The sequence below is a fragment of the Methylobacterium nonmethylotrophicum genome (assembly GCF_004745635.1).
Taxonomy (GTDB): Bacteria; Pseudomonadota; Alphaproteobacteria; order Rhizobiales; family Beijerinckiaceae; genus Methylobacterium; species Methylobacterium nonmethylotrophicum.
The window spans coordinates 55,915-75,415 of the sequence record NZ_SRLB01000003.1; the positions used below are offsets into that span (position 1 = coordinate 55,915).

Genomic DNA, 19,501 nt, shown 5'->3' on the forward strand with positions numbered 1-19,501 from the left:
GTTGACGTTACCTTTCCCTTAGGTAGGTCGTTTGACCTTCTTTGTGTCACACGGCGTCCGGCGGGCGTTGCTGGATCGAGCAGTGGTGCGTGGTTCAACGGGGGAAACGGCATGGCTTATGATCGGCAGACCGACAGCAGCAGGGGGGCGTCAGGCCGCACCGGCGGCTCCGCTTCGCGCACTGGCCGCCCCGCCGGCCGCTCGACCGCACCCGCGACGCTGACCATCGGCGATCTGGCCGAAGAGTTCGGGGTGACGCTGAGGGCCCTGCGGTTCTACGAGGCGAAGGGGCTCCTGCATCCCCAGCGCCGCGGCACGACCCGCCTCTATACCGAGGAGGACCGCTCGCGTCTCGCCACCATCCTGCGCGGGAAGGAACTCGGGTTCACCCTGCGGGAGATCGCCGCGATGGTCGACGGCGACGAACTCGCCGAAGCCGGCACCGGCGCGACCCTCGCCCTGTCCCCGGCCCAGGTCGCCGAGCAGATCACCCATCTGGAGAACCAGAAGGCGGAGATCGAGCGGGCGCTCGAGGCCCTGCGGGGTTACGGCAAGGCCGTGGCGAGCGCCTGAGGCGCCAAGCTTTCCGAACGGCGCCCTGCGGGGGCGGGCGCCGTTCGGACCATCCTCCACCGCCACATCACCCGTGAGGTCCGGCGTCGCATCGGCACCCTCTTGCCGCCCTGCACCCAGATAGTTTACATATGAACTATCTCGACGCGGTGAAGTCCGCGGACGGGCCTGGGATGGATCGTGGGAGCGGGGGAAACATGCCGAGCTACAAGGCGCCGGTGGAGGACGTGCTGTTCCTCCTCAACGACGTGTTCGGGATCGCGCGCTACAGCAACCTGCCCGGCTTCGCCGAGGCGACGCCCGACGTGGTCGAGGCCGTGGTGACCGAGGGCGCGAAGCTCTGCGAGGAAGTGCTGGCGCCCCTGAACCGCGTCGGCGATCTCGAGGGCTGCACCCGCCACCCGGACGGCAGCGTGACGACGCCGAAGGGCTTCAAGGCCGGCTACGACGCCTATGCGGGCGGCGGCTGGATGGGCCTGTCGATGCCGGAGGAGTATGGCGGCCAGGGCCTGCCCCACACCCTCAACAGCGTGATGCAGGAATTCGTCTCCGGCGCCAACATCGCGCTCGGCATGTATCCGGGCCTGACGCAGGGCGCGATGGCCGCCCTGCTGGTGCACGGCTCCGAGGAGCAGAAGCGCACCTACCTGCCGAAGATGGTCGAGGGCACCTGGACCGGCACGATGAACCTGACCGAGCCGCATTGCGGCACGGATCTCGGCCTCCTGAAGACCAAGGCGGTGCCGAACGGCGACGGCTCCTACGCGCTCACCGGCACCAAGATCTTCATCTCGGCCGGCGAGCACGACCTGTCGGAGAACATCGTCCACCTGGTGCTGGCCCGGATCGAGGGGGCGCCCGCCGGCACCAAGGGCATCTCGCTCTTCGTGGTGCCGAAGTTCCTGGTCGGGCCGGACGGCAGCTTGGGCGCCCGCAACGGGGTGTCGTGCGGCGCCATCGAGCACAAGATGGGCATCCACGGCAACGCCACCTGCGTGATGAACTACGACGGCGCCACCGGCTGGCTCGTCGGCGAGGCCAATCGCGGCCTCAACGCGATGTTCGTGATGATGAACGAGGCCCGGCTCGCGGTCGGCATCCAGGGCCTCGGCCAGTCCGAGGTCGCCTACCAGAACGCCGTGGCGTACGCCCGCGACCGGCTCCAGGGCCGGGCGCTCACCGGCACCAAGGCGCCCGAGAAGCCGGCCGACCCGATCATCGTCCACCCGGACGTGCGCCGGACGCTGCTCACCATCCGCGCCTTCAACGAGGCCGCCCGGGCGCTGGTGATCTGGACCGCGCTCCAGGCCGACATCGCCCACCGCTCCGAGGACCCGGCCGCCCGCCAGGCGGCGGAGGACCACATGGGCCTGCTCACCCCGGTGGTGAAGGGCGTGCTGACCGACCGCGGCTTCGCCAACGCGGTCGACGCCCAGCAGATGTTCGGCGGCCACGGCTACATCGAGGAATGGGGGATGTCGCAGTTCGTGCGCGACGCCCGCATCGCCCAGATCTACGAGGGCGCCAACGGCATCCAGGCCATGGACCTCGTCGGCCGCAAGCTGCCGCGCGACGGCGGCCGGGCGATGATGCGCTTCCTCGCCGAGGTCGAGGGCTTCTGCAAGGAGAATGCCGGAGACGAGAACCTGAAGGTCTTCTGCGCGCCGCTGACGAAGAGCCTCGGCCACCTGCAGCAGGCCACCATGTGGCTGATGCAGAACGCCATGGCGAAGCCCAACAATGCGGGCGCGGCGGCGACCGACTACATGCACCTGATGGGCCTCGTCGCCATGGGCTACATGTGGGGCCGGATCGCCAAGGCGGTGGCCGAGAAGAAGCAATCGGGCGAGGGCATCGCCGAGCGCCTCGACGCCCGCCTCGCCACGGGCCGGTTCTACGTCGAGCGCGTGCTGCCGGAGACCGGCACCCGGCTTGCCCGGATCTCGGCCGGGTCCGACGCCGTCATGGCGGTGCCGGCGGAGCTGTTCTAGGCTCGGAGCCTTACCGTCGAGGAGCCCGCCGCGATGGCCGAACCCGAGAACGTGGTCCTCGAACACCTCCGCGCCATCCGCGGCTCGATCGAGCCGCTTGAGCGCAGGGTCGGCCAACCGGAAGCCAGGGTCGAGAGCAAGTTCGAGCAGGTCGAGGAGCGCCGCGACGGGATCGGCACCCGCATGACCGGTCTGACCCACGCGGTCATGGCCGGCTTCGGGGCCCTCGTCCACCGCCCCGACGACCACGAGCGCCGCATCGCCCGCATCGAAGTGGAGCGCGCCTGACCGGCGCGCTCCCCCCTCACCGGCACCCCGCCCCGGGGCCGCCGCACGATATTCCCGGGAAGACGCCCCATGCCCGACGCCTATATCTACGACCACGTCCGCACCCCCCGCGGCCGCGGCAAGCCCGACGGCTCGCTGCACGAGGTGACGGCGCTTCGCCTCGCCGAGACGGCGCTCCGCGCCCTCAAGGACCGCAATTCCCTCGACACGAAGCTCGTCGACGACGTGGTGCTCGGCTGCGTCGATCCGGTCGGCGAGGCCGGCGGCGACATCGCGCGGGCCGCCGCCCTGGTGGCCGATTACGGCGACCACGTGCCGGGCGTGCAGATCAACCGGTTCTGCGCCTCGGGCCTCGACGCGGTGAACTTCGCCGCCGCGCAGGTGATGAGCGGCCAGCACGACATGGCGGTCGGCGGCGGCGTCGAATCGATGAGCCGCATCGGCATCGGCGCCTCCGGCGGCGCCTGGCCGGTCGATCCGGCGATCGCCATCAAGTCCTACTTCATGCCGCAGGGCGTCTCGGCCGACCTGATCGCCACCAAGTACGGCTTCTCCCGCGACGAATGCGACGCCTATGCGGTCGAATCGCAGAAGCGCGCCGCCCGCTCCTGGGAGGACGGCCGGTTCAAGAAGGCGGTCGTGCCGGTGCGCGACGTCAACGGGCTGACGCTTCTCGCGCACGACGAGCACATGCGGCCGAGCACCGACATGCAGTCGCTGGCGTCGCTCAAGCCCTCCTTCGTCCAGATGGGCCAGATGGGCGGTTTCGACGCCGTCGCGGTCGACGCGCATCCGGACGTCGAGGCGGTCGAGCACGTCCACCACGCCGGCAACTCGTCGGGCATCGTCGACGGCGCCGCCGCGGTGCTGATCGGCTCCAGGGAGGCCGGGTCGGCGGCGGGCCTCAAGCCGCGCGCCCGCATCCGGGCCTTCGCCAATATCGGCTCGGACCCGGCCCTGATGCTGACCGGCCCGGTCGACGTGACCCGCAAGGTGCTCAAGCGCGCCGGGATGAGCATCGGTGACATCGACCTGTTCGAGGTCAACGAGGCCTTCGCGGCGGTGGTGTTGCGCTTCCTCCAGGCCTTCGAGGTCGATCCGGGCAAGGTCAACGTCAATGGCGGCGCCATCGCGCTCGGCCATCCGCTCGGCGCCACCGGCGCGATGATCCTCGGCACCGTGCTCGACGAGCTGGAGCGCACGAACAAGCAGACGGCGCTGGTCACCCTCTGCATCGGCGCCGGCATGGGCACCGCCACGGTCATCGAGCGGGTATGAGACGGATGCGTCTCGCCCTCCCCCACCTCGCCGCCGGGCTGGCGCTCGGGCTGGTCCTCGCCGGCCCGGCCCGGGCCGACGAGGACCGGGTCGCGCTCGCCCGCGACATCGTCGGCAAGACGGTGGCCCGCAACCTGACGCAGGCGTTCAAGCAGGCGGAAGAGAAGACCCTCGCCTCGATGAGCGCCGAGCAGGCCGCCAAGCTGCGCCCGGACCTTGAGAAGACTTTCGAGCAGGAGCGCGACACGCTCGTCGACGGGCTGTCGAAGGAATACGCGCAGAAGTTCGACGCGGCCGAGCTGAAGCGCCTGGCGGCGATCTACGACGACCCGGTCTACCAGAGGTTCCAGGCGCTCAACGCCGACCCGACCTCGATGGTCACCACGATCACCAAGGACGCGGTGACCCGGATGATGAACCTGCTCTCGCTGGCGGCCCTGTCGCAGCAGGGCAACGGCCAGACTCCGGCCCCGCAGGGCGTGCCGGCGCCGACGCCGAATCCTGCACCGGCGCCTGCACCGGCCAAGCCGTAACCGATCCCACGAGGCCCTCGCCATGAACCTCACGAATTTCCGCTTCGAGACCGATGCCGACGGCGTGGCGCTCGCCACCTGGGACATGCCCGGCCGCTCGATGAACGTCGTCACCCCGGAGGTGATGAACGAACTCGACCAGATCGTCGACGCCGTGGTGGCGGATGCCGCCATCAAGGGCTGCGTGATCACGTCGGGCAAGGACACCTTCTCGGGCGGCGCCGACCTGACGATGCTGCAGGGCCTCGGCACCGAATACGCGCGGCTCGCCCGCGAGCGCGGCCAGGAGGAGGCGATGACCTTCTTCTTCGAGGAATCGCGCCGGCTGACCCTGCTCTACCGCAAGCTCGAGACCTGCGGGAAGCCGTTCGCGGCCGCCGTGCACGGCACCTGCCTCGGCGGCGCCTTCGAACTGGCGCTCGCCTGCCACCACCGGGTGCTGTCGGACGACGACAAGACCCGGGTCGGCCTGCCCGAGATCAAGGTCGGGCTGTTTCCGGGCGCCGGCGGCACCCAGCGCGTCGCCCGCCTGATGCAGACCGGCGACGCCCTGCAGATGCTGTTCAAGGGCGACCAGATCCGCCCGCTGATGGCCCGCAACATGGGCCTCGTCCACGCGGTCGCGCCACGCGCCGAGATCGTCGCGAAGGCGCGTGAGTGGATCATGGCCGGCGGCTCGGCAGTCGCCCCCTGGGACCAGCCGAAGTTCAAGGCGCCCTCGGGCAAGGTCTACTCGCCCGCCGGCATGATGACCTGGCCGCCCGCCAACGCCATCTACCGCCGCGAGACCCACGACAACTATCCCGCGGCCAAGGCGATCCTGCACGCCGTCTACGAGGGCCTGCAGCTGCCGATGGACCTGGCGCTCAAGGTCGAGAGCCGGTACTTCGCCAAGATCCTGCGCTCGCCGGAAGCCGCGGCGATGATCCGGACCCTGTTCCTGTCGATGGGCGAGCTCAACAAGGGCGCGCGGCGGCCGAAGGGCGTGGGCGCGGTGCCGCTCAAGAAGGTCGGCGTCGTCGGCGCCGGCTTCATGGGGGCGGGCATCGCCTATGTCTCGGCCAATGCCGGTCTGGAGGTGGTGCTGGTCGACCAGTCGGCGGAAGCCGCCGAGAAGGGCAAGGCCTACGCCCACAAGCTCGTCTCGGACCAGATCATGAAGGGCCGGGCCAAGACCGCCGACCGCGACGCGCTCCTCTCCCGCATCACCGCGACCGGCGACTACGCGGCGCTTGCCGGCTGCGACCTCGTGATCGAGGCGGTGTTCGAGGACCCGAAGGTCAAGGCCGAGGTCATCGCCAAGGTCGAGGCGGTGATCGGGCCGGACGCGATCTTCGCCTCCAACACCTCGACCCTGCCGATCAGCGGGCTCGCCAAGGCGTCGGCGCGCCCTGCGCAGTTCATCGGCATCCACTTCTTCTCGCCGGTCGAGAAGATGATGCTGGTCGAGATCATCATGGGCAAGGCGACCGGCGAGCGGGCGCTCGCCGCCGCCCTCGACTACGTCCGGGCGATCAAGAAGACCCCGATCGTCGTCAACGACGCCCGCGGCTTCTTCGCCAACCGCTGCGTCGGCGCCTACATCCTCGAGGGCCACCTGATGCTGGCCGAGGGCGTGCCCGCCGCGATGATCGAGAATGCCGGGCGCCAGGCCGGCATGCCGGTGGGTCCCCTCTCGCTCAACGACGAGGTCGGCGTCGACCTCGCCCTCAAGATCGTCAAGGCGACGAAGGCGCAGGTCGGCGAGGCCGCCGTCAACCCGACGCAGGAGCGCCTGCTCACCGCGCTCGTCGAGGGCGAGGGCCGGCTCGGGCGCAAGAACCGCAAGGGCTTCTACGACTATCCGGAGCAGGGCCAGAAGAAGCTCTGGCCGGGTCTGCGCGACCTCCAGGAGACCCGCCTCGATCCCGACGCGGTCGACTTCTCGGAGCTGAAGCAGCGCCTCCTCGTCACCCAGGCGCTGGAGGCGGCCCGCACCGTCGGCGAGGGCGTCGTCACCGATCCGCGCGAGGCGGATGTCGGCTCGATCCTCGGCTTCGGCTTCGCGCCCTTCACCGGGGGCGCCCTGTCCTACATCGACTTCATGGGGGCGGCCCGCTTCGTCGATCTGTGCCGCACGCTCGAAGCCAAGCACGGCGCCCGCTTCAGCCCGCCGGACTCGCTGGTGGCGATGGCGGAGCGCGGCGGCACCTTCTACGGCGCGGCGGCGAAGCAGGCGGCGTGAGGGCCTGATCAACTCGTTCCGTCCCAATCACGCCCTCATCCTGAGGTGACCGGCGATCGAAGATCGCTGCGCGTAGCGGCCTTGAAGGAGGGCTCCAGAAGGCGCAGCGATTGCTGGAGCCCTCCTTCGAGGTCAGTCGATCGTTGATCGACTGACACCTCAGGATGAGGTCACGGGTGGGATCAGTTGAATATTAGGGTCAGAGCCGGCCCTGCCATTGTCCTGAGATGCGGGGCCGGCATCCTGCCTGGGCGGTATCATCGCCGCCCGGGATGATTGCGTGACCAGACAGACCAACGAGGCCCCCGCCCGCAGGATCGTGTTGGTGGCGAACGTGGCGGCGGGCTCGCTCGTCGACGGGGAATTGACCCCGGAGACCCTGCGCGAGCGCCTTGAGGCGGCGGGCCTGACGGTCGTGCCGGAGCCGCGGCCCGAGGCGCCCTTGGCCGAGCGGCTGGCGGCCGCCGCGACGATCTCGGGCATCGACGCGGTCGCGGTGGCGGGCGGCGACGGAACGCTGGCCTGCGCGGCGCAGGCGCTCACCGGCCAGGATGTCCCCCTCGGCATCCTGCCGCTCGGCACGATGAATCTCCTCGCCAAGGATCTCGGGGTCCCGGTCGACCTCGACGCGGCCATCGCGGTCCTGGCGCACGGCACTGCGCGCAGGATCGATGCCGGCGAGGTGAACGGCCACGTCTTCCTGATCAACTCGGTGCTCGGCATGCCGGCCCGGATGGCGCGCCACCGCGAGGCGAAGCGCGGGCGGATGGGCGCCCTCGACGTTCTGCGCATGCTCGCGGGGCTCCTGCGGCATCTGCGCCGCTACCCGCGCGAGCGGGCGGTGCTGACGCTCGCCGGCAAGATCCGGCGGGTGCGGTTCCGGACCCTCGCCGTGGTCTGCGGCGATTACCAGGAAGGATTGGGCCAGGTTCTGTCACGGGCAGGCGTCGACGGCGGGCACCTCACGCTCTACCTCGTCGAGACCCTGTCGGCGGCGCGGCTCGTGCGCCTCGGGCTCGGCTTCGCGGTCGGCGAGTGGCGCCGGCTGCCGGACCTGGAGCGGCACGAGACCGACGCCCTGACAATCGACGCCCGCAAGGCCCTGCGGGTGATGAATGACGGAGAGGTCGTGCTGATCGCCCCACCCCTGCGCTACCGCCTCCGCGCGTCCGCCCTGCGGGTCCTCGTCCCGGCGGAGGACGTGGCGTGAGGCGGATCGCCCATATCTCGGACCTGCATTTCGGCCGCACCGACCCGGCGGTGGTCGAGGGCCTGATGGCCGAGCTCGACCGCGACCGCCCGGACCTCATCATCATCTCGGGCGACTTCACCATGCGGGCCCGTACCCGGGAATACCTGGAGGCCAAGGCCTTCCTCGACCGGCTGCCCCACCCGTGGATCGCCGTGCCGGGCAACCACGACATCTCGCCGTTCCGGCTCTGGCAGCGGTTCTTCCATCCCTTCCGGCGCTACCGCCGCTACGTCGCGCCCGAGACCGAGCCGGTGTTCCAGGACGACGAGATCGCGGTGATCTGCCTCAACACCGTTCGCACCTGGGCGCCGGAGACCGACTGGTCGCAGGGCAAGATCACCCGGGCTCAGATCAAGCGCACGGAACGCCGCCTCGACGCCCTGCCGCCGGGGCTGTTTCGCATCGTGGTCGGCCATCACCCGTTCATGCCGCCGCCCTGGGACGAGGAGGCGCGCCTGGTCGGGCGGGCCGACGAGGCCCTCGAGGCGTTCCAGCGCCACGGCGTCGGCCTGACGCTGGCCGGCCATCTCCACCGCGGCTACGCCCGCTTCGCCGAGCCGACCCCGGACGGCCCCAAGGCCGAGATCGACCGGCCGGAGGCGAAGGCAAGCGCCCGGCGCCTCCTCGCGGTCCAGGCCGGCTCCGCCACCTCGACGCGGCTCCGCGGCAACGAGCCCAACGCCTACAACCGCATTACCGTGGCGGACGGCGTCGCGACCGTGCAGGTGCGGCTGTGGGCCGGGACGGCGTGGTGCGACGCGGCGGAATCGGGCGCGGCGCGGTGCGCAGCGCCGGAATAGGGGTTCAGGCGGACGGCAGCGCCGCCGTCACCTCGATCTCCACCTTCATCTCCGGCCGCAGCAATCCTGCGACCACCACCAGCGTCGCGGCCGGCCGGGTGTCCCGCATCACCCGGCCGCAAACCGCCAGCACCGCTTCCGCGTCGGCCCGGTCGGTGATGAAGTAGGTGGCCCGCACCACCTGATCGAGGGACGCGCCGGCCTGTTCCAGCACGCCCGCGATGGTGCGCCAGCACGCCTCGGCCTGGGCTCCGGCTTCCGCCGGCATCGTCATCGTGGCGTAGTCGTAGCCCGTGGTGCCGGCGACGAACACGAAGCCGCCCTGCACCACCGCGCGGGAATAGCCGTAGTCGCGCTCGAAGCTCGAGCCGCCGTCGATCCGCCGCATCCCCTGCCCTCCCGATTCGTCGCGGGCGAGCATGGCGCGTCAGCCGACCTCGCTCCAGCCCGCAAAGCCCGCGAGCGGCTCCTGGTCATAGGCCGCCATCAGGGCCCGCATCGCGCCCTCGTCGCGCAGGCGATCCTCGGCGGCGAGCGCCGCCAGCCCCTCGAAGAAGCCCTCGCGGTGCAAAGCCGGGGTGAAGGTCAGGGTGAAGCGCACCGGCTCATTGCCGCGATTGGCGAAGGCGTGGGCGACGCCCGGGCGCACCAGCACGAAGTCGCCCGGCCCCGCCGTCACGTCGCGCTCGCCGAGCCGCAGGGTGAGCGCGCCCGCATGCACCTCGAACGCCTCGGTGAGCCGGGCGTGGCGGTGCAGCCCGGCCCCGGGCGAGCGCGGCGCCAGGGTGACGGCGTAGATGCCGATCGCGTCGCCGGTGGCGTCGCTGCGGGCGAGGTAGCGCACCCGCATCCCGCCGATCGTGACGCCGGTGCCGGGCTCGGGGGTCGTGTCCATGGCGGGGCTCCTCGTGGGTGAGCGCGCCCGGGACAACGCCGCTTCAGGGCTTCAGGATGCGAACCAGGGTGATCATCGCGCCGATGATGGCGACGGTCTGCAAGCCGACTGCGCCGATCATCCACTTGGCAAGCTCGGCCCGAGTCTCCGAGAGCTGCGCCTTGAAATCGGAGCGCAGATTCTTTTCCAGTCCCCGCAGATCACTGCCGAATGCCTTGTGGTCAGCACGAAGGGCAGCGATCTCGGTGCGCAGGCCCGTCTCAACTCCTTTGATCTCGGTACGGAGGCTTGTCTCGACCTCTTTGATCTCGGTGCGGAGGCTTGTCTCGACCTCTTTGATCTCGGCGCGCAGGCTTGTCTCGACCCCTTTGATCTCGGCGCGCAGGCCAGTCTCAACGGCCTTGATGTCAGCGCGAAGAGCCGCTTCGGACGATGTCAAATCCGATTTGGTCGCGAGATCACCCTGCACCGCATCGGAGATCGCCTCAGCGAAGCCCTCCGCCTGATCCAGCGACAGCTTGGCCTTGTCCCGCAGGGTGCGGGCGAGTTTCAGCGTGTCGAAGGCGACGGCGGTCATGCGCGGCATCCGGGCACGCGATCGTGCCTGAAGCGAAAATAGCACCTCGGCCGTCGTACCTCCATCTTTCCCCAACGTCAAAAAAACCCCGCCCGGATCGCTCCGGGCGGGGCTCGTCACTCAATCAAACCCTTGACGCGTCAGCCTTACTCGGCCGCGACCTTGTGGGCCTGCGAGCCGTCCGTATAGGTCTCTGCCTTCAGGCGCTGGCCTGGGGCGGCGCGGCCCGGCAGCGGCGGCAGGGCCTTTGCCTTCTCGAGGTCGATGCCCGCGCCCTCCGCGACGCGGCGGCCGTACTCTTCGTCGGCGTGCCAGAAGTGCCAGACCATCCGGAGCTGGATCGCCTCGGGGCACTCCTTCATGTCGGCCACGAGGTTGGCGATCAGGTCCTCACGCTCCCACTCCTCGAAGGAGCGGTAGCGCTCGCCGGCCTGGGCGTAGTCGTCCTCGGTGCGGCTGGTCTGGTAGCGGCCGAGCTTGCCCTCGACCGGCTGGTGGTACTCCTTCGCGGGCTTGTCCGCCTCGCGCAAGCCTTGGGCCAGGGTGCTCGGCTCGTAGTTGATGTGCTTGTTCTCGCCGGTGCCGTCGACATAGAACGTCATCTGGCCGTCGCGCTGGTTGGTGTGCGCCTTCACGCCCGGCGCCGGCGCGTTGATCGGCAGTTGCAGGTAGTTCGGGCCGACGCGGTAGCGCTGGGTGTCCGAGTAGGACAGGGTGCGCCCCTGGAGCATCTTGTCGTCCGAGAAGTCGATCCCGTCGACCAGCACGCCGGTGCCGAAGGCCGACTGCTCGACATCGGCGAAGAAGTTGTCCGGCACGCGGTCGAGCACCATGCGGCCGCACTTCAGCAGCGGGAACTGGTCCTCGGGCCAGCGCTTGGTGTCGTCGAGCGGATCGAACGACAGGTGGTCGTTCGGGCCGTCCGGCATGATCTGGACCGCGAACTCCCATTCGGGGAAGTTGCCGGCCGCGATGTTGTCGTACAGGTCCTTGGTCGCGTGGCCGACGTCACGGCCCTGGATCTCGGCAGCCTGGGCCGAGGTCAGGTTGCGGACGCCCTGCTTCGGGATCCAGTGGAACTTGCACAGGTGCGCCACGCCCTGGTCGTTGACCAGCTTGTAGGTATTGACCCCCGAGCCTTCCATCTCGCGGTAGTTGGCCGGGATGCCCCACGGCGACTTCAGCCAGGTCACCATGTGGATCGACTCCGGGTGCGCCGCCACGAAGTCGAAGAAGCGCCAGGCCTCCTGGCGGTTGGTCACCGGGTCGGGCTTGAAGGCGTGGATCATGTCCGGGAACTTGATGGCGTCCCGGATGAAGAAGATCTTCAGGTTGTTGCCGACGAGGTCCCAGTTGCCGTCGACGGTCTTGAACTTCACCGCGAAGCCGCGCGGGTCGCGGGCGGTCTCCGGACTCTCCTTGGCGCCGGCCACGGTGGAGAAGCGCACGAACATCGGCGTCTTCACGCCGGTCTCGTTGAGGACGCGGGCGCGGGTGTACTTGGAGGCCGGCTCGTCGCCGATCGTGCCGTAGGCTTCGAAGTAGCCGTGAGCGCCGGCGCCGCGGGCGTGAACCACGCGCTCGGGGATCCGCTCGCGGTCGAAATGGGTGATCTTCTCGATGAACTGGTAGTTCTCGAGGGTCGCCGGGCCACGCTCGCCGACCGTGCGCATGCTCTGATTGTCGCGGACCGGATGGCCCTGGCGGGTCGTCAGGATCGGGCGTTGGTCGCTCATGGATACTCCTCTGGCGTGCAGGCGCGGCGTGCCGGGTCGGGGGACACCGCGCGAGGGACAGGTCACATAGGGTTTCGGGCAACGAGCCAACACCCTGGAACTGGTCTCGCTCCAACCTATGACCCCCGCGTGACCCGAAAACAAATGCATCGTTGCGAAGCTCGTGATAGGCGCAGCCTATGAACGTCTCCGGCCTGTCCCTGCGGGATCTCGAATACGTCGTGGCGGTCGCCGAGGAAGGCCATTTCGGCCGCGCCGCCGAGCGCTGCGCCGTGAGCCAGCCCACCTTAAGCGTGCAGGTGCGCAAGCTCGAGGAGGCCTTAGGCGTAGCGTTGTTCGAGCGCTCGAACCGCCGGGTGCTCCTGACCCCGAGCGGCCAGGCGGTGGTGCGCCAGGCCCGCGCGGTGCTGGCGGAGGCGCAAGCCCTGCTGCTCCTCGCCCGCGAGGGCGGCGGGAGGGGCCTGCGCGGCCGCCTCGTCCTGGCGGCGATCCAGACGCTGGGGCCCTACCTGTTTCCCCAGGTGCTGCGCGGCCTGCGCCAGGCCTTCCCGCACCTCGCCCTGAGCTTGAGCGAGGGGCGCACCGCCGAGATCCTCGAATCCCTGCGCGAGGGCCGGGCAGACGCGGCTTTGATCTCCCTGCCGATCCCGGATTCGGGGCTTACGGTGGTGCCGCTGTTCGACGAGCCGTTCCTGCTCGCCTGCCCGGCCGAGCACGCCTTCGCGGGCGGGCCGGCGCCGCGGGCGAGCGACCTCGCCGGACCCGACCTGCTGCTCCTCGACGAGGGCAACTGCCTGCGCGACCAGGCGGTGGCGGCCTGCGGCGCGGGGCCCGCGAGCGGGCGCCACGCCACCAGCCTCGAGACCCTGCGCTCGATGGTGGCGGCGGGCGCCGGCTACACCCTGCTGCCGGCGCTGGCCGCCCCGCCCGGGCCCGATCCGACCGGGCTCACGGTCTGCCGCCGGTTCGGGCCGGACGGACCGCGCCGGACCATCGCGCTCGCCTGGCGCGCCAGCGACCCGCGGGGCGAGGGCCTCTCCGACCTCGCGGCTTTCTTCCGCCAGCATGCACCGCACGCAACGCTGCCCCGCGGGCAGGCCGAGGAGGCCGGCCTTCGTCGCCGTGCTGGCACGTTTCCCGTATAGCGACGCGGCCTGACCTCAAGTCCCGCAGTCTCGAGTCTTCCAGGACGCGACCCCTCGACCATGGACGCCATGCACCCCGCCTCGACGGATCGCCGTCGCTCGCTCCCCCGCGCGGCGGCCCTGTGGGCGGGCCTCGTCCTGGCCTCGGCCGCGCTGGCGGGCCTCTTCCACCTCGCCGGCTTCCCGGCCGCCCTGCTGCTCGGCCCGATGCTCGCCGCCATCGTGTTCGGCGTGCGCGGCGCGCCGATCCGGGTGCCGAAGCCCGGCTTCCTGGCGGCACAGGCGCTGATCGGCTGCCTCGTCGCCCACGCGGTCAACGCCACGATCGTCGCGACCCTGATGCAGGACGGGCTGCTGATCCTGGCGGTCGTCGGCGTCACCGTGGTGGCGGCCGCGCTCACCGGCTGGGTTCTGACCCGCATCCGCCTCCTGCCCGGCACCACCGCGGCCTGGGGCTCCTCGCCCGGCGGCGCCTCCGCGATGGTGGCGATGGCGGAGGATTTCGGGGCCGATCCGCGCCTCGTCGCCTTCATGCAATACGTCCGGGTCGCCTGCGTGGCGCTCACCGCCTCGGTGGTCGCCCGCTTCCTCGCCGGCAGCGGCGGGGCGGCACCCGGCGCCGGCATGGAGCCGGCCCCGCTCGCGGTGCTCGGCACGCTGGCGGTGGCGGCGGTCGGCGCGTGGCTGGGCCTGCGCCTGCGCATTCCCGCGGGCGCCCTGATCGGCCCCCTCGCCATCGGGGCGACGCTCCACGCCACCGGGCTCGCCGGCATGGCGCTGCCGTCCTGGCTGCTCGCGCTCGCCTATGCGGGCATCGGCTGGACGGTGGGCCTGCGCTTCACTCCCGCTACCGTGCGGGCGACCTTGTTCGCGCTTCCGGGCGTGCTGGTCGCGACCTTCGGGCTGATCGCGCTTTGCGGCGTCTGGGCCTGGGGGCTGACCTTCCTGCTGCCGGTCGACCTCCTCACGGCCTACCTGGCGACGAGCCCGGGCGGGCTCGATTCGGTGGCGATCATCGCGGTCGGCACCCAGTCCGACGTGTCCTTCGTGCTGGCGGTGCAGACCCTGCGGCTCCTCGTGGTGATCATCACCGGGCCGCTCGTGGCGAAGTGGATCTCCCGCAGTGCCGGCGAGGCGCGCTGACGCCTCTCGGCACCCGTCAAGCTCGCATCCCGCAGCGAAACCCGTTATGCCGTCGCCTCCGGCGATTTCGGCGCCTCCGGCGAGGCGCCCCGCGCCCGCTCCAGACATGACCTGACGCCGTGCACGACTACATCAAGAAGATCCTCGGCGCCCGCGTCTACGACGTGGCGATCGAGAGCCCGCTGGACCCGATGCCGCGCCTGTCGCAGCGCCTCGGCGCCAAGGTGCTGCTCAAGCGCGAGGACCTGCAGCCGGTCTTCTCGTTCAAGCTGCGCGGCGCCTACAACAAGATGGCGGGCCTGTCGGCGGACGCGCTCGCCCGCGGGGTGATCTGCGCCTCGGCCGGCAACCATGCGCAAGGGGTGGCCCTCGCCGCCAAGCGCCTGGGCGTCACCGCCGTGATCGTGATGCCGCGCACCACCCCGGCGATCAAGATCGAGGGCGTGAAGTCCCGCGGCGGCCAGGTCGTGCTGCACGGCGACGCCTTCGACGAGGCCTACACGCACGCCAAGACCCTCGAGGCCGAGCAGGGCCTGACCTTCATCCACCCCTACGACGATCCCGACGTCATCGCCGGCCAGGGGACGATCGGGCTCGAGATCCTGCGCCAGCACGGCGATCCGATCGAGGCGGTGTTCGTGCCGATCGGCGGCGGCGGCCTCGCGGCAGGCGTGGCCGCCTTCATCAAGTTCATGCGGCCCGAGACCAGGGTCATCGGCGTCGAGCCGGCGGACGCGGCCAGCATGGCGGCGGCGATCGCGGCGGGCGAGCGGGTGGTGCTCGACACGGTCGGCCTGTTCGCCGACGGCGTCGCGGTGCGCCAGGCCGGGGCCGAGACCTTCCGGCTCTGCCGCGAGCACCTCGACGAGGTCATCACCGTCGACACCGACGCGATCTGCGCCGCCGTCAAGGACGTGTTCGACGACACCCGCGCCATGTCCGAGCCCTCCGGCGCCCTCGCGCTCGCCGGCCTCAAGGAATACGCCGCCCGGGGCAGCGTCGCCGGGTCGGGGGCGCTCGTGGCGATCAACAGCGGCGCCAACCTCAACTTCGACCGCCTGCGCCACATCGCCGAGCGGGCCGAGATCGGCGAGCGCCGCGAGGCGCTCCTCGCCGTCACCATCCCGGAGCGCACCGGCGCCTACCGCGCCTTCATCCGGGCGCTCGGCCGGCGCGCCATCACCGAGTTCAACTACCGCTACGCGCCGGGCGCCGAGGCGCACATCTTCGTCGGCGTGCAGCTCTCCGGCGGGCGGCCCGAGAAGGAGGCCCTGATCGCGGAGCTGCGCGGCCTCGGCTACCCCCTCGTCGACCTCACCGACAACGAGATGGCGAAGCTCCACGTCCGCTACATGGTCGGCGGCCGGGTGCCGGGCCTCGCCGACGAGCGGCTCCTGCGCTTCGAGTTCCCGGAGCGCCCCGGCGCGCTGCTCAAGTTCCTCGACAGCCTCGGCGTCACCTGGAACATCTCGCTGTTCCACTACCGCAACCACGGCGCCGATCACGGCCGGGTGCTCGCCGGCATCCAGGTGCCGGAGGCCGAGCGCGGCCGCTTCGCCGTCGCGCTTCAGGAACTCGGCTACGAGCACCACGACGAGACCGACAACGCCGCCTACCGGCTCTTCCTCGACGGCCAGCCGCGCGAAGTGAAGACCCGCGAGGCAGAGATCGAAGGAGCGGTCACCGTGGCGCCGGCGGCGTGAGACCGATGGCGCCGCAGGGCCGTCATCCCGCCAGGGTATGACGGCTCCCGATGCCGCCTTGACGCCGCCCCGCCACCGGTTCACCTCATCGCCCGATGCCTCCGCTCCTCGCCCTGCCCTTCCCCGCCATCGACCCCGTCGCGGTCGCGATCGGGCCGCTGCAGATCAAGTGGTACGCCCTCGCCTACATCGTGGGGCTGGTGGGCGGCTGGTACTACGCCAAGCGCCTGGTCTCGGCCCCGGCGCTGTGGGGTGCGGTGCGCCGCCCTTCCGTCGCCGACATCGACGACCTGATCGTCTGGGTGGCACTCGGCGTCGTGCTGGGCGGGCGCATCGGCTACGTGCTGTTCTACAACTTCGCCGCCTATCTCGCCCATCCGTCCGAGATCCTGGCGATCTGGCGCGGCGGCATGTCGTTCCATGGCGGCTTCCTCGGCGCGGTGCTGGCGCTGGTGCTGTTCGCCCGCCGCCGCGGCCTCAATCCTTACGCGATGCTCGACCTCGCCGCCGTGGTGGTGCCGATCGGGCTCTTCTTCGGGCGGCTGGCCAACTTCGTGAACGGCGAGCTCTGGGGCCGGCCGGCGCCGGACTTCGCTTACGCCATCGTCTTCCCGAACGGCGGCCCGCTGCCGCGCCATCCGAGCCAGCTCTACGAGGCGGCGGCCGAGGGGCTGGTCCTGTTCGTCCTGATGGCGATCGCGGTCCGGCGCGTCGGCTTCCGCCGGCCCGGTCTCCTCGGCGGGATCTTCGTCGTCGGCTACGCCATCGCCCGCACCGCCTGCGAGTTCTTCCGCGAGCCCGACCCGCAGCTCGGCTTCCTGTTCGGCACCCAGGTCGGGGCGCTCGGCGGCGGCATCACCATGGGGATGCTGCTCTGCGTGCCGATGCTGGTGGTGGGCGCCATCTTCATCGTGCGGGCGCTGCGCGGCGCCACACGGCCGAGGGCGCGGCTCGACGAGAGCCAGCCCGCCGAGGTCGGCCCGGCGTGAGCGACGCGCCGCTCCTCGGCGAGCTGCGCCGCCTGATCGCAATCGAGGGACCGATCACCATCGAGCGCTACATGGCGCTCTGCCTCGGCCACCCGGTCCACGGCTATTACCGCACCCGCGATCCCTTGGGTGCGGCCGGCGACTTCACCACCGCCCCGGAGATCAGCCAGATCTTCGGCGAGCTCCTGGGCCTCTGGACGGCGGAGGTCTGGCACGGCCTCGGGCGTCCGGCATCGTTTCGCCTGGTCGAGCTCGGCCCCGGCCGCGGCACCCTGATGGCGGACGCGCTCCGGGCCTTGAGGGCCGCGGCGCCCGACTGCCTCGCGGCGGCCGACCTCCACCTCGTCGAGACCAGCCCGACCCTGCGGGCGGCTCAAAGCAGGGCCCTGGCGAACGCGGCGCCGACCTGGCACGAGTCCATCGACACCCTGCCGGCCGGCCCGGCGATCGTGCTGGCCAACGAGTTCTTCGACGCCCTGCCGGTCCGCCAGTACCAGCGCACCGAGCGCGGCTGGTGCGAGCGCCGGGTCGGCCTCGTCGGCGACGCCCTCGCCTTCGGCCTGAGCCCGGAGCCGGTGCCGGAGATCGCCGCGCAGGCCGCCCCCGGCGCGATCCTGACCCTGCCGGCGGTCGCCCTCGACCTCGTCCGGCAGATCGCCTCCCGCCTCGCCCAGGAGGGCGGCGCGCTCGCGGCAATTGATTACGGCGACCTCTACGGCGGCACCGCCGACACGCTCCAGGCCGTGGCGCGCCACCGTTTCGCGGATCCCCTCGAAGCGCCCGGCGAGACCGACCTCACAGCCCAGGTCGACTTCGCGGCGCTCGCCCGTGCTGCCGCGGGCGCCGGCGCTTCGGTGCACGGGCCGGTGACGCAAGCCGACTTCCTCCTGGCGCTCGGCCTCGCCGAGCGCGCCGAGCGCCTCGCCGCCCGGGCGAACCCGGTCCAGGCCGCCGCCGTCAAGGCCGGGGCCGAACGCCTGATCGACCGGACCACCCGCGGCATGGGCAACCTGTTCAAGGTCTTAGGGCTCACCGGGCCGGGCGGGCCGGATCTCCCGGGCCTGCCGCGCCGGGCCTGACCGGACGCGGCTTCGCGCTTTCGACACGATTGCCGTCTATCGTGCCGGATGCCTTCCCGTCAGGACGAACCGCCCGCGATGTTCATCGAAGCGCCCGCCCTCACCCCCCATGCCGGCATCCGCCACGCCTTCTTCACCCGGCAGGGCGGCGTGTCGGAGGGGCTGTACGCCTCCCTCAACGGCGGCCTCGGCTCCGGCGACGATCCGGACCGGGTGCGGGAGAACCGCCGTCGCATGACGGCCGCGCTCGGTCTGGCACCGGAGACCCTCGTCAGCCTGTACCAGGTGCACTCGGCCGAGGCCGTGATCGTCGAGAGGCCCTTCGCCGAACGCCCCCGGGCCGACGCGATGGCGACGCGGGTTCCGGGCGTGGCGCTGGGCATCCTCACGGCCGATTGCGGGCCGATCCTGTTCGCCGATCCGGTAAACCGGGTGGTGGGCGCGGCGCATGCGGGCTGGAAGGGCGCGCTCAGCGGGGTGATCGAGGCGACGCTCGCGACGATGGAAAACCTCGGCGCGAAGCGGGCCGGCATCACGGCGGTGCTCGGGCCGACGATCGGCGCGTCCGCCTACGAGGTCGGCCCGGAATTCCGCGAGCGGTTCGAGGCGGCGGACCCGGGCAATGCCCGCTACTTCGCGACGAGCCCCGAACGGGCGACCCACAGCCTTTTCGATCTGCCCGCCTACATCGTCGCGCGGCTTAAGGCGGCCGGAATCGGCGAGGCGGCGAACCTGAACCTGTGCACCTACGCCGAGCCCGACCGTTTCTTCAGCTATCGCCGCACCACCCACCGGGCCGAGGCCGATTACGGCCGCCTCGTCTCGGCGATCGCCCTGGCGCCCTGATTCCGGCGCCCGGAATCGGCCCCGCGCGGGCGCCGTTTGACTTTCGTTAAGATCGACGCGGCAAGCGTAGCAAAAAAAATGTGTGCGCGGGTGAACCTTGGCCGTTCGCGCGCGTTAAGGGGGTTAGGAGCCAAGGGAAGGCTCGCGATGAACAGCCATTAAGGCCGCGGTGAAACCCACCAGCGTTGTCGCGAGGACACAGCTTTCGCACGGCTGCCGGGATATGTCGGGGACACTGCTTCGGTTGACCGACGGCCCGCAAACGGGCGCGGTCACCGCCGCATAGTAGGAAGGACCAGTACCATGAAGTCGCTTCTCAAGAGCGCCACCGCCCTCGCTGGCATCGTCGTCGCCGGTTCGGCCCTCGCCGCCGACCTGCCGCGCCGCGCCGCTCCGCCGCCGGTCTTCACGCCGGTGCCGGTCTTCACCTGGACGGGCTTCTACGCCGG

At 71.0% G+C, this 19,501-nt stretch carries 18 protein-coding genes; 14 read left to right on the top strand and 4 right to left on the bottom strand.

All coding sequences use genetic code 11. The features are described from left to right. Nucleotides 1-111: 111 nt before the first annotated feature. The 8 genes from EU555_RS05005 to EU555_RS05040 all read left to right on the top strand — a co-directional run bounded on the left by EU555_RS05005 (nt 112) and on the right by EU555_RS05040 (nt 8,939). Complete coding sequence (locus EU555_RS05005; protein WP_135413573.1) at nt 112-573, top strand: MerR family transcriptional regulator; 462 nt, start codon at nt 112-114, stop codon at nt 571-573. A 197-nt stretch (nt 574-770) separates the two neighbouring features. Beyond that, a complete protein-coding gene (locus EU555_RS05010; protein ID WP_135413574.1) occupies nt 771-2,564 on the top strand; it encodes an acyl-CoA dehydrogenase C-terminal domain-containing protein in 1,794 nt (597 codons plus the stop codon). 33 nt (nt 2,565-2,597) lie between these two features. Then, nucleotides 2,598-2,852 carry a hypothetical protein gene (locus EU555_RS05015; RefSeq protein WP_135413575.1) on the top strand — a complete coding sequence of 85 codons (255 nt, stop codon included), beginning with the start codon at nt 2,598-2,600 and terminating at the stop codon, nt 2,850-2,852. 69 nt (nt 2,853-2,921) lie between these two features. After that, entirely contained in the window at nt 2,922-4,130 is a 1,209-nt protein-coding gene (locus EU555_RS05020; RefSeq protein WP_135413576.1) for an acetyl-CoA C-acetyltransferase, read from the top strand. Between the two features lie 5 nt (nt 4,131-4,135). Next, nucleotides 4,136-4,663: a DUF2059 domain-containing protein gene (locus EU555_RS05025; protein ID WP_135413577.1), complete on the top strand. Its 528-nt coding sequence runs from the start codon at nt 4,136-4,138 to the stop codon at nt 4,661-4,663. A gap of 22 nt (nt 4,664-4,685) precedes the next feature. Continuing rightward, nucleotides 4,686-6,887 (top strand): 3-hydroxyacyl-CoA dehydrogenase NAD-binding domain-containing protein, encoded by a 2,202-nt coding sequence (locus EU555_RS05030; RefSeq protein ID WP_135413578.1) that lies wholly within the window; start codon nt 4,686-4,688, stop codon nt 6,885-6,887. 280 nt (nt 6,888-7,167) lie between these two features. Beyond that, nucleotides 7,168-8,097, top strand: a complete 930-nt coding sequence (locus tag EU555_RS05035) for a diacylglycerol/lipid kinase family protein (RefSeq protein ID WP_135413579.1) — start codon at nt 7,168-7,170, stop codon at nt 8,095-8,097. Continuing rightward, the gene (locus tag EU555_RS05040; protein ID WP_135413580.1) at nt 8,094-8,939 is read left to right on the top strand and encodes a metallophosphoesterase family protein; all 846 of its coding nucleotides are present in this window, start codon (nt 8,094-8,096) and stop codon (nt 8,937-8,939) included. Before EU555_RS05035 ends, EU555_RS05040 begins: the two co-directional genes overlap by 4 nt. A 4-nt stretch (nt 8,940-8,943) precedes the next feature. Here the strand turns inward: EU555_RS05040 and EU555_RS05045 are convergent, their stop codons facing one another. The 4 genes from EU555_RS05045 to EU555_RS05060 all read right to left on the bottom strand — a co-directional run bounded on the left by EU555_RS05045 (nt 8,944) and on the right by EU555_RS05060 (nt 12,147). Continuing rightward, nucleotides 8,944-9,327 (bottom strand): RidA family protein, encoded by a 384-nt coding sequence (locus tag EU555_RS05045; protein WP_135413581.1) that lies wholly within the window; start codon nt 9,325-9,327, stop codon nt 8,944-8,946. 39 nt (nt 9,328-9,366) lie between these two features. Continuing rightward, nucleotides 9,367-9,834 carry a cupin domain-containing protein gene (locus EU555_RS05050; protein WP_135413582.1) on the bottom strand — a complete coding sequence of 156 codons (468 nt, stop codon included), beginning with the start codon at nt 9,832-9,834 and terminating at the stop codon, nt 9,367-9,369. A 43-nt stretch (nt 9,835-9,877) separates the two neighbouring features. Beyond that, nucleotides 9,878-10,411, bottom strand: coding sequence for a coiled-coil domain-containing protein (locus EU555_RS05055; RefSeq protein ID WP_135413583.1), 534 nt, complete (start codon nt 10,409-10,411; stop codon nt 9,878-9,880). 146 nt (nt 10,412-10,557) lie between these two features. Further along, on the bottom strand, nt 10,558-12,147 hold the full coding sequence (locus EU555_RS05060) for a catalase (protein ID WP_135413584.1): 1,590 nt from the start codon (nt 12,145-12,147) through the stop codon (nt 10,558-10,560). 179 nt (nt 12,148-12,326) lie between these two features. On the opposite strand from EU555_RS05060, the gene EU555_RS05065 reads away from it, so the two are divergent. The 6 genes from EU555_RS05065 (at nt 12,327) to pgeF (ending at nt 19,052) form a co-directional block, all read left to right on the top strand. Continuing rightward, nucleotides 12,327-13,292 carry a LysR substrate-binding domain-containing protein gene (locus EU555_RS05065; RefSeq protein WP_135413585.1) on the top strand — a complete coding sequence of 322 codons (966 nt, stop codon included), beginning with the start codon at nt 12,327-12,329 and terminating at the stop codon, nt 13,290-13,292. 69 nt (nt 13,293-13,361) lie between these two features. Further along, on the top strand, nt 13,362-14,435 hold the full coding sequence (locus EU555_RS05070) for an AbrB family transcriptional regulator (RefSeq protein WP_135413594.1): 1,074 nt from the start codon (nt 13,362-13,364) through the stop codon (nt 14,433-14,435). A 119-nt stretch (nt 14,436-14,554) separates the two neighbouring features. Continuing rightward, nucleotides 14,555-16,138, top strand: coding sequence for a threonine ammonia-lyase, biosynthetic (gene ilvA / locus EU555_RS05075; RefSeq protein WP_135413586.1), 1,584 nt, complete (start codon nt 14,555-14,557; stop codon nt 16,136-16,138). A 95-nt stretch (nt 16,139-16,233) separates the two neighbouring features. Further along, complete coding sequence (gene lgt / locus EU555_RS05080; RefSeq protein ID WP_135413587.1) at nt 16,234-17,127, top strand: prolipoprotein diacylglyceryl transferase; 894 nt, start codon at nt 16,234-16,236, stop codon at nt 17,125-17,127. Then, nucleotides 17,124-18,206, top strand: coding sequence for a class I SAM-dependent methyltransferase (locus tag EU555_RS05085; RefSeq protein WP_135413588.1), 1,083 nt, complete (start codon nt 17,124-17,126; stop codon nt 18,204-18,206). The genes lgt and EU555_RS05085 overlap by 4 nt, the downstream gene beginning before the upstream one ends. Before the next feature lie 78 nt (nt 18,207-18,284). Beyond that, nucleotides 18,285-19,052 (top strand): peptidoglycan editing factor PgeF, encoded by a 768-nt coding sequence (gene pgeF / locus EU555_RS05090; RefSeq protein WP_135413589.1) that lies wholly within the window; start codon nt 18,285-18,287, stop codon nt 19,050-19,052. Nucleotides 19,053-19,501 lie beyond the last annotated feature (449 nt).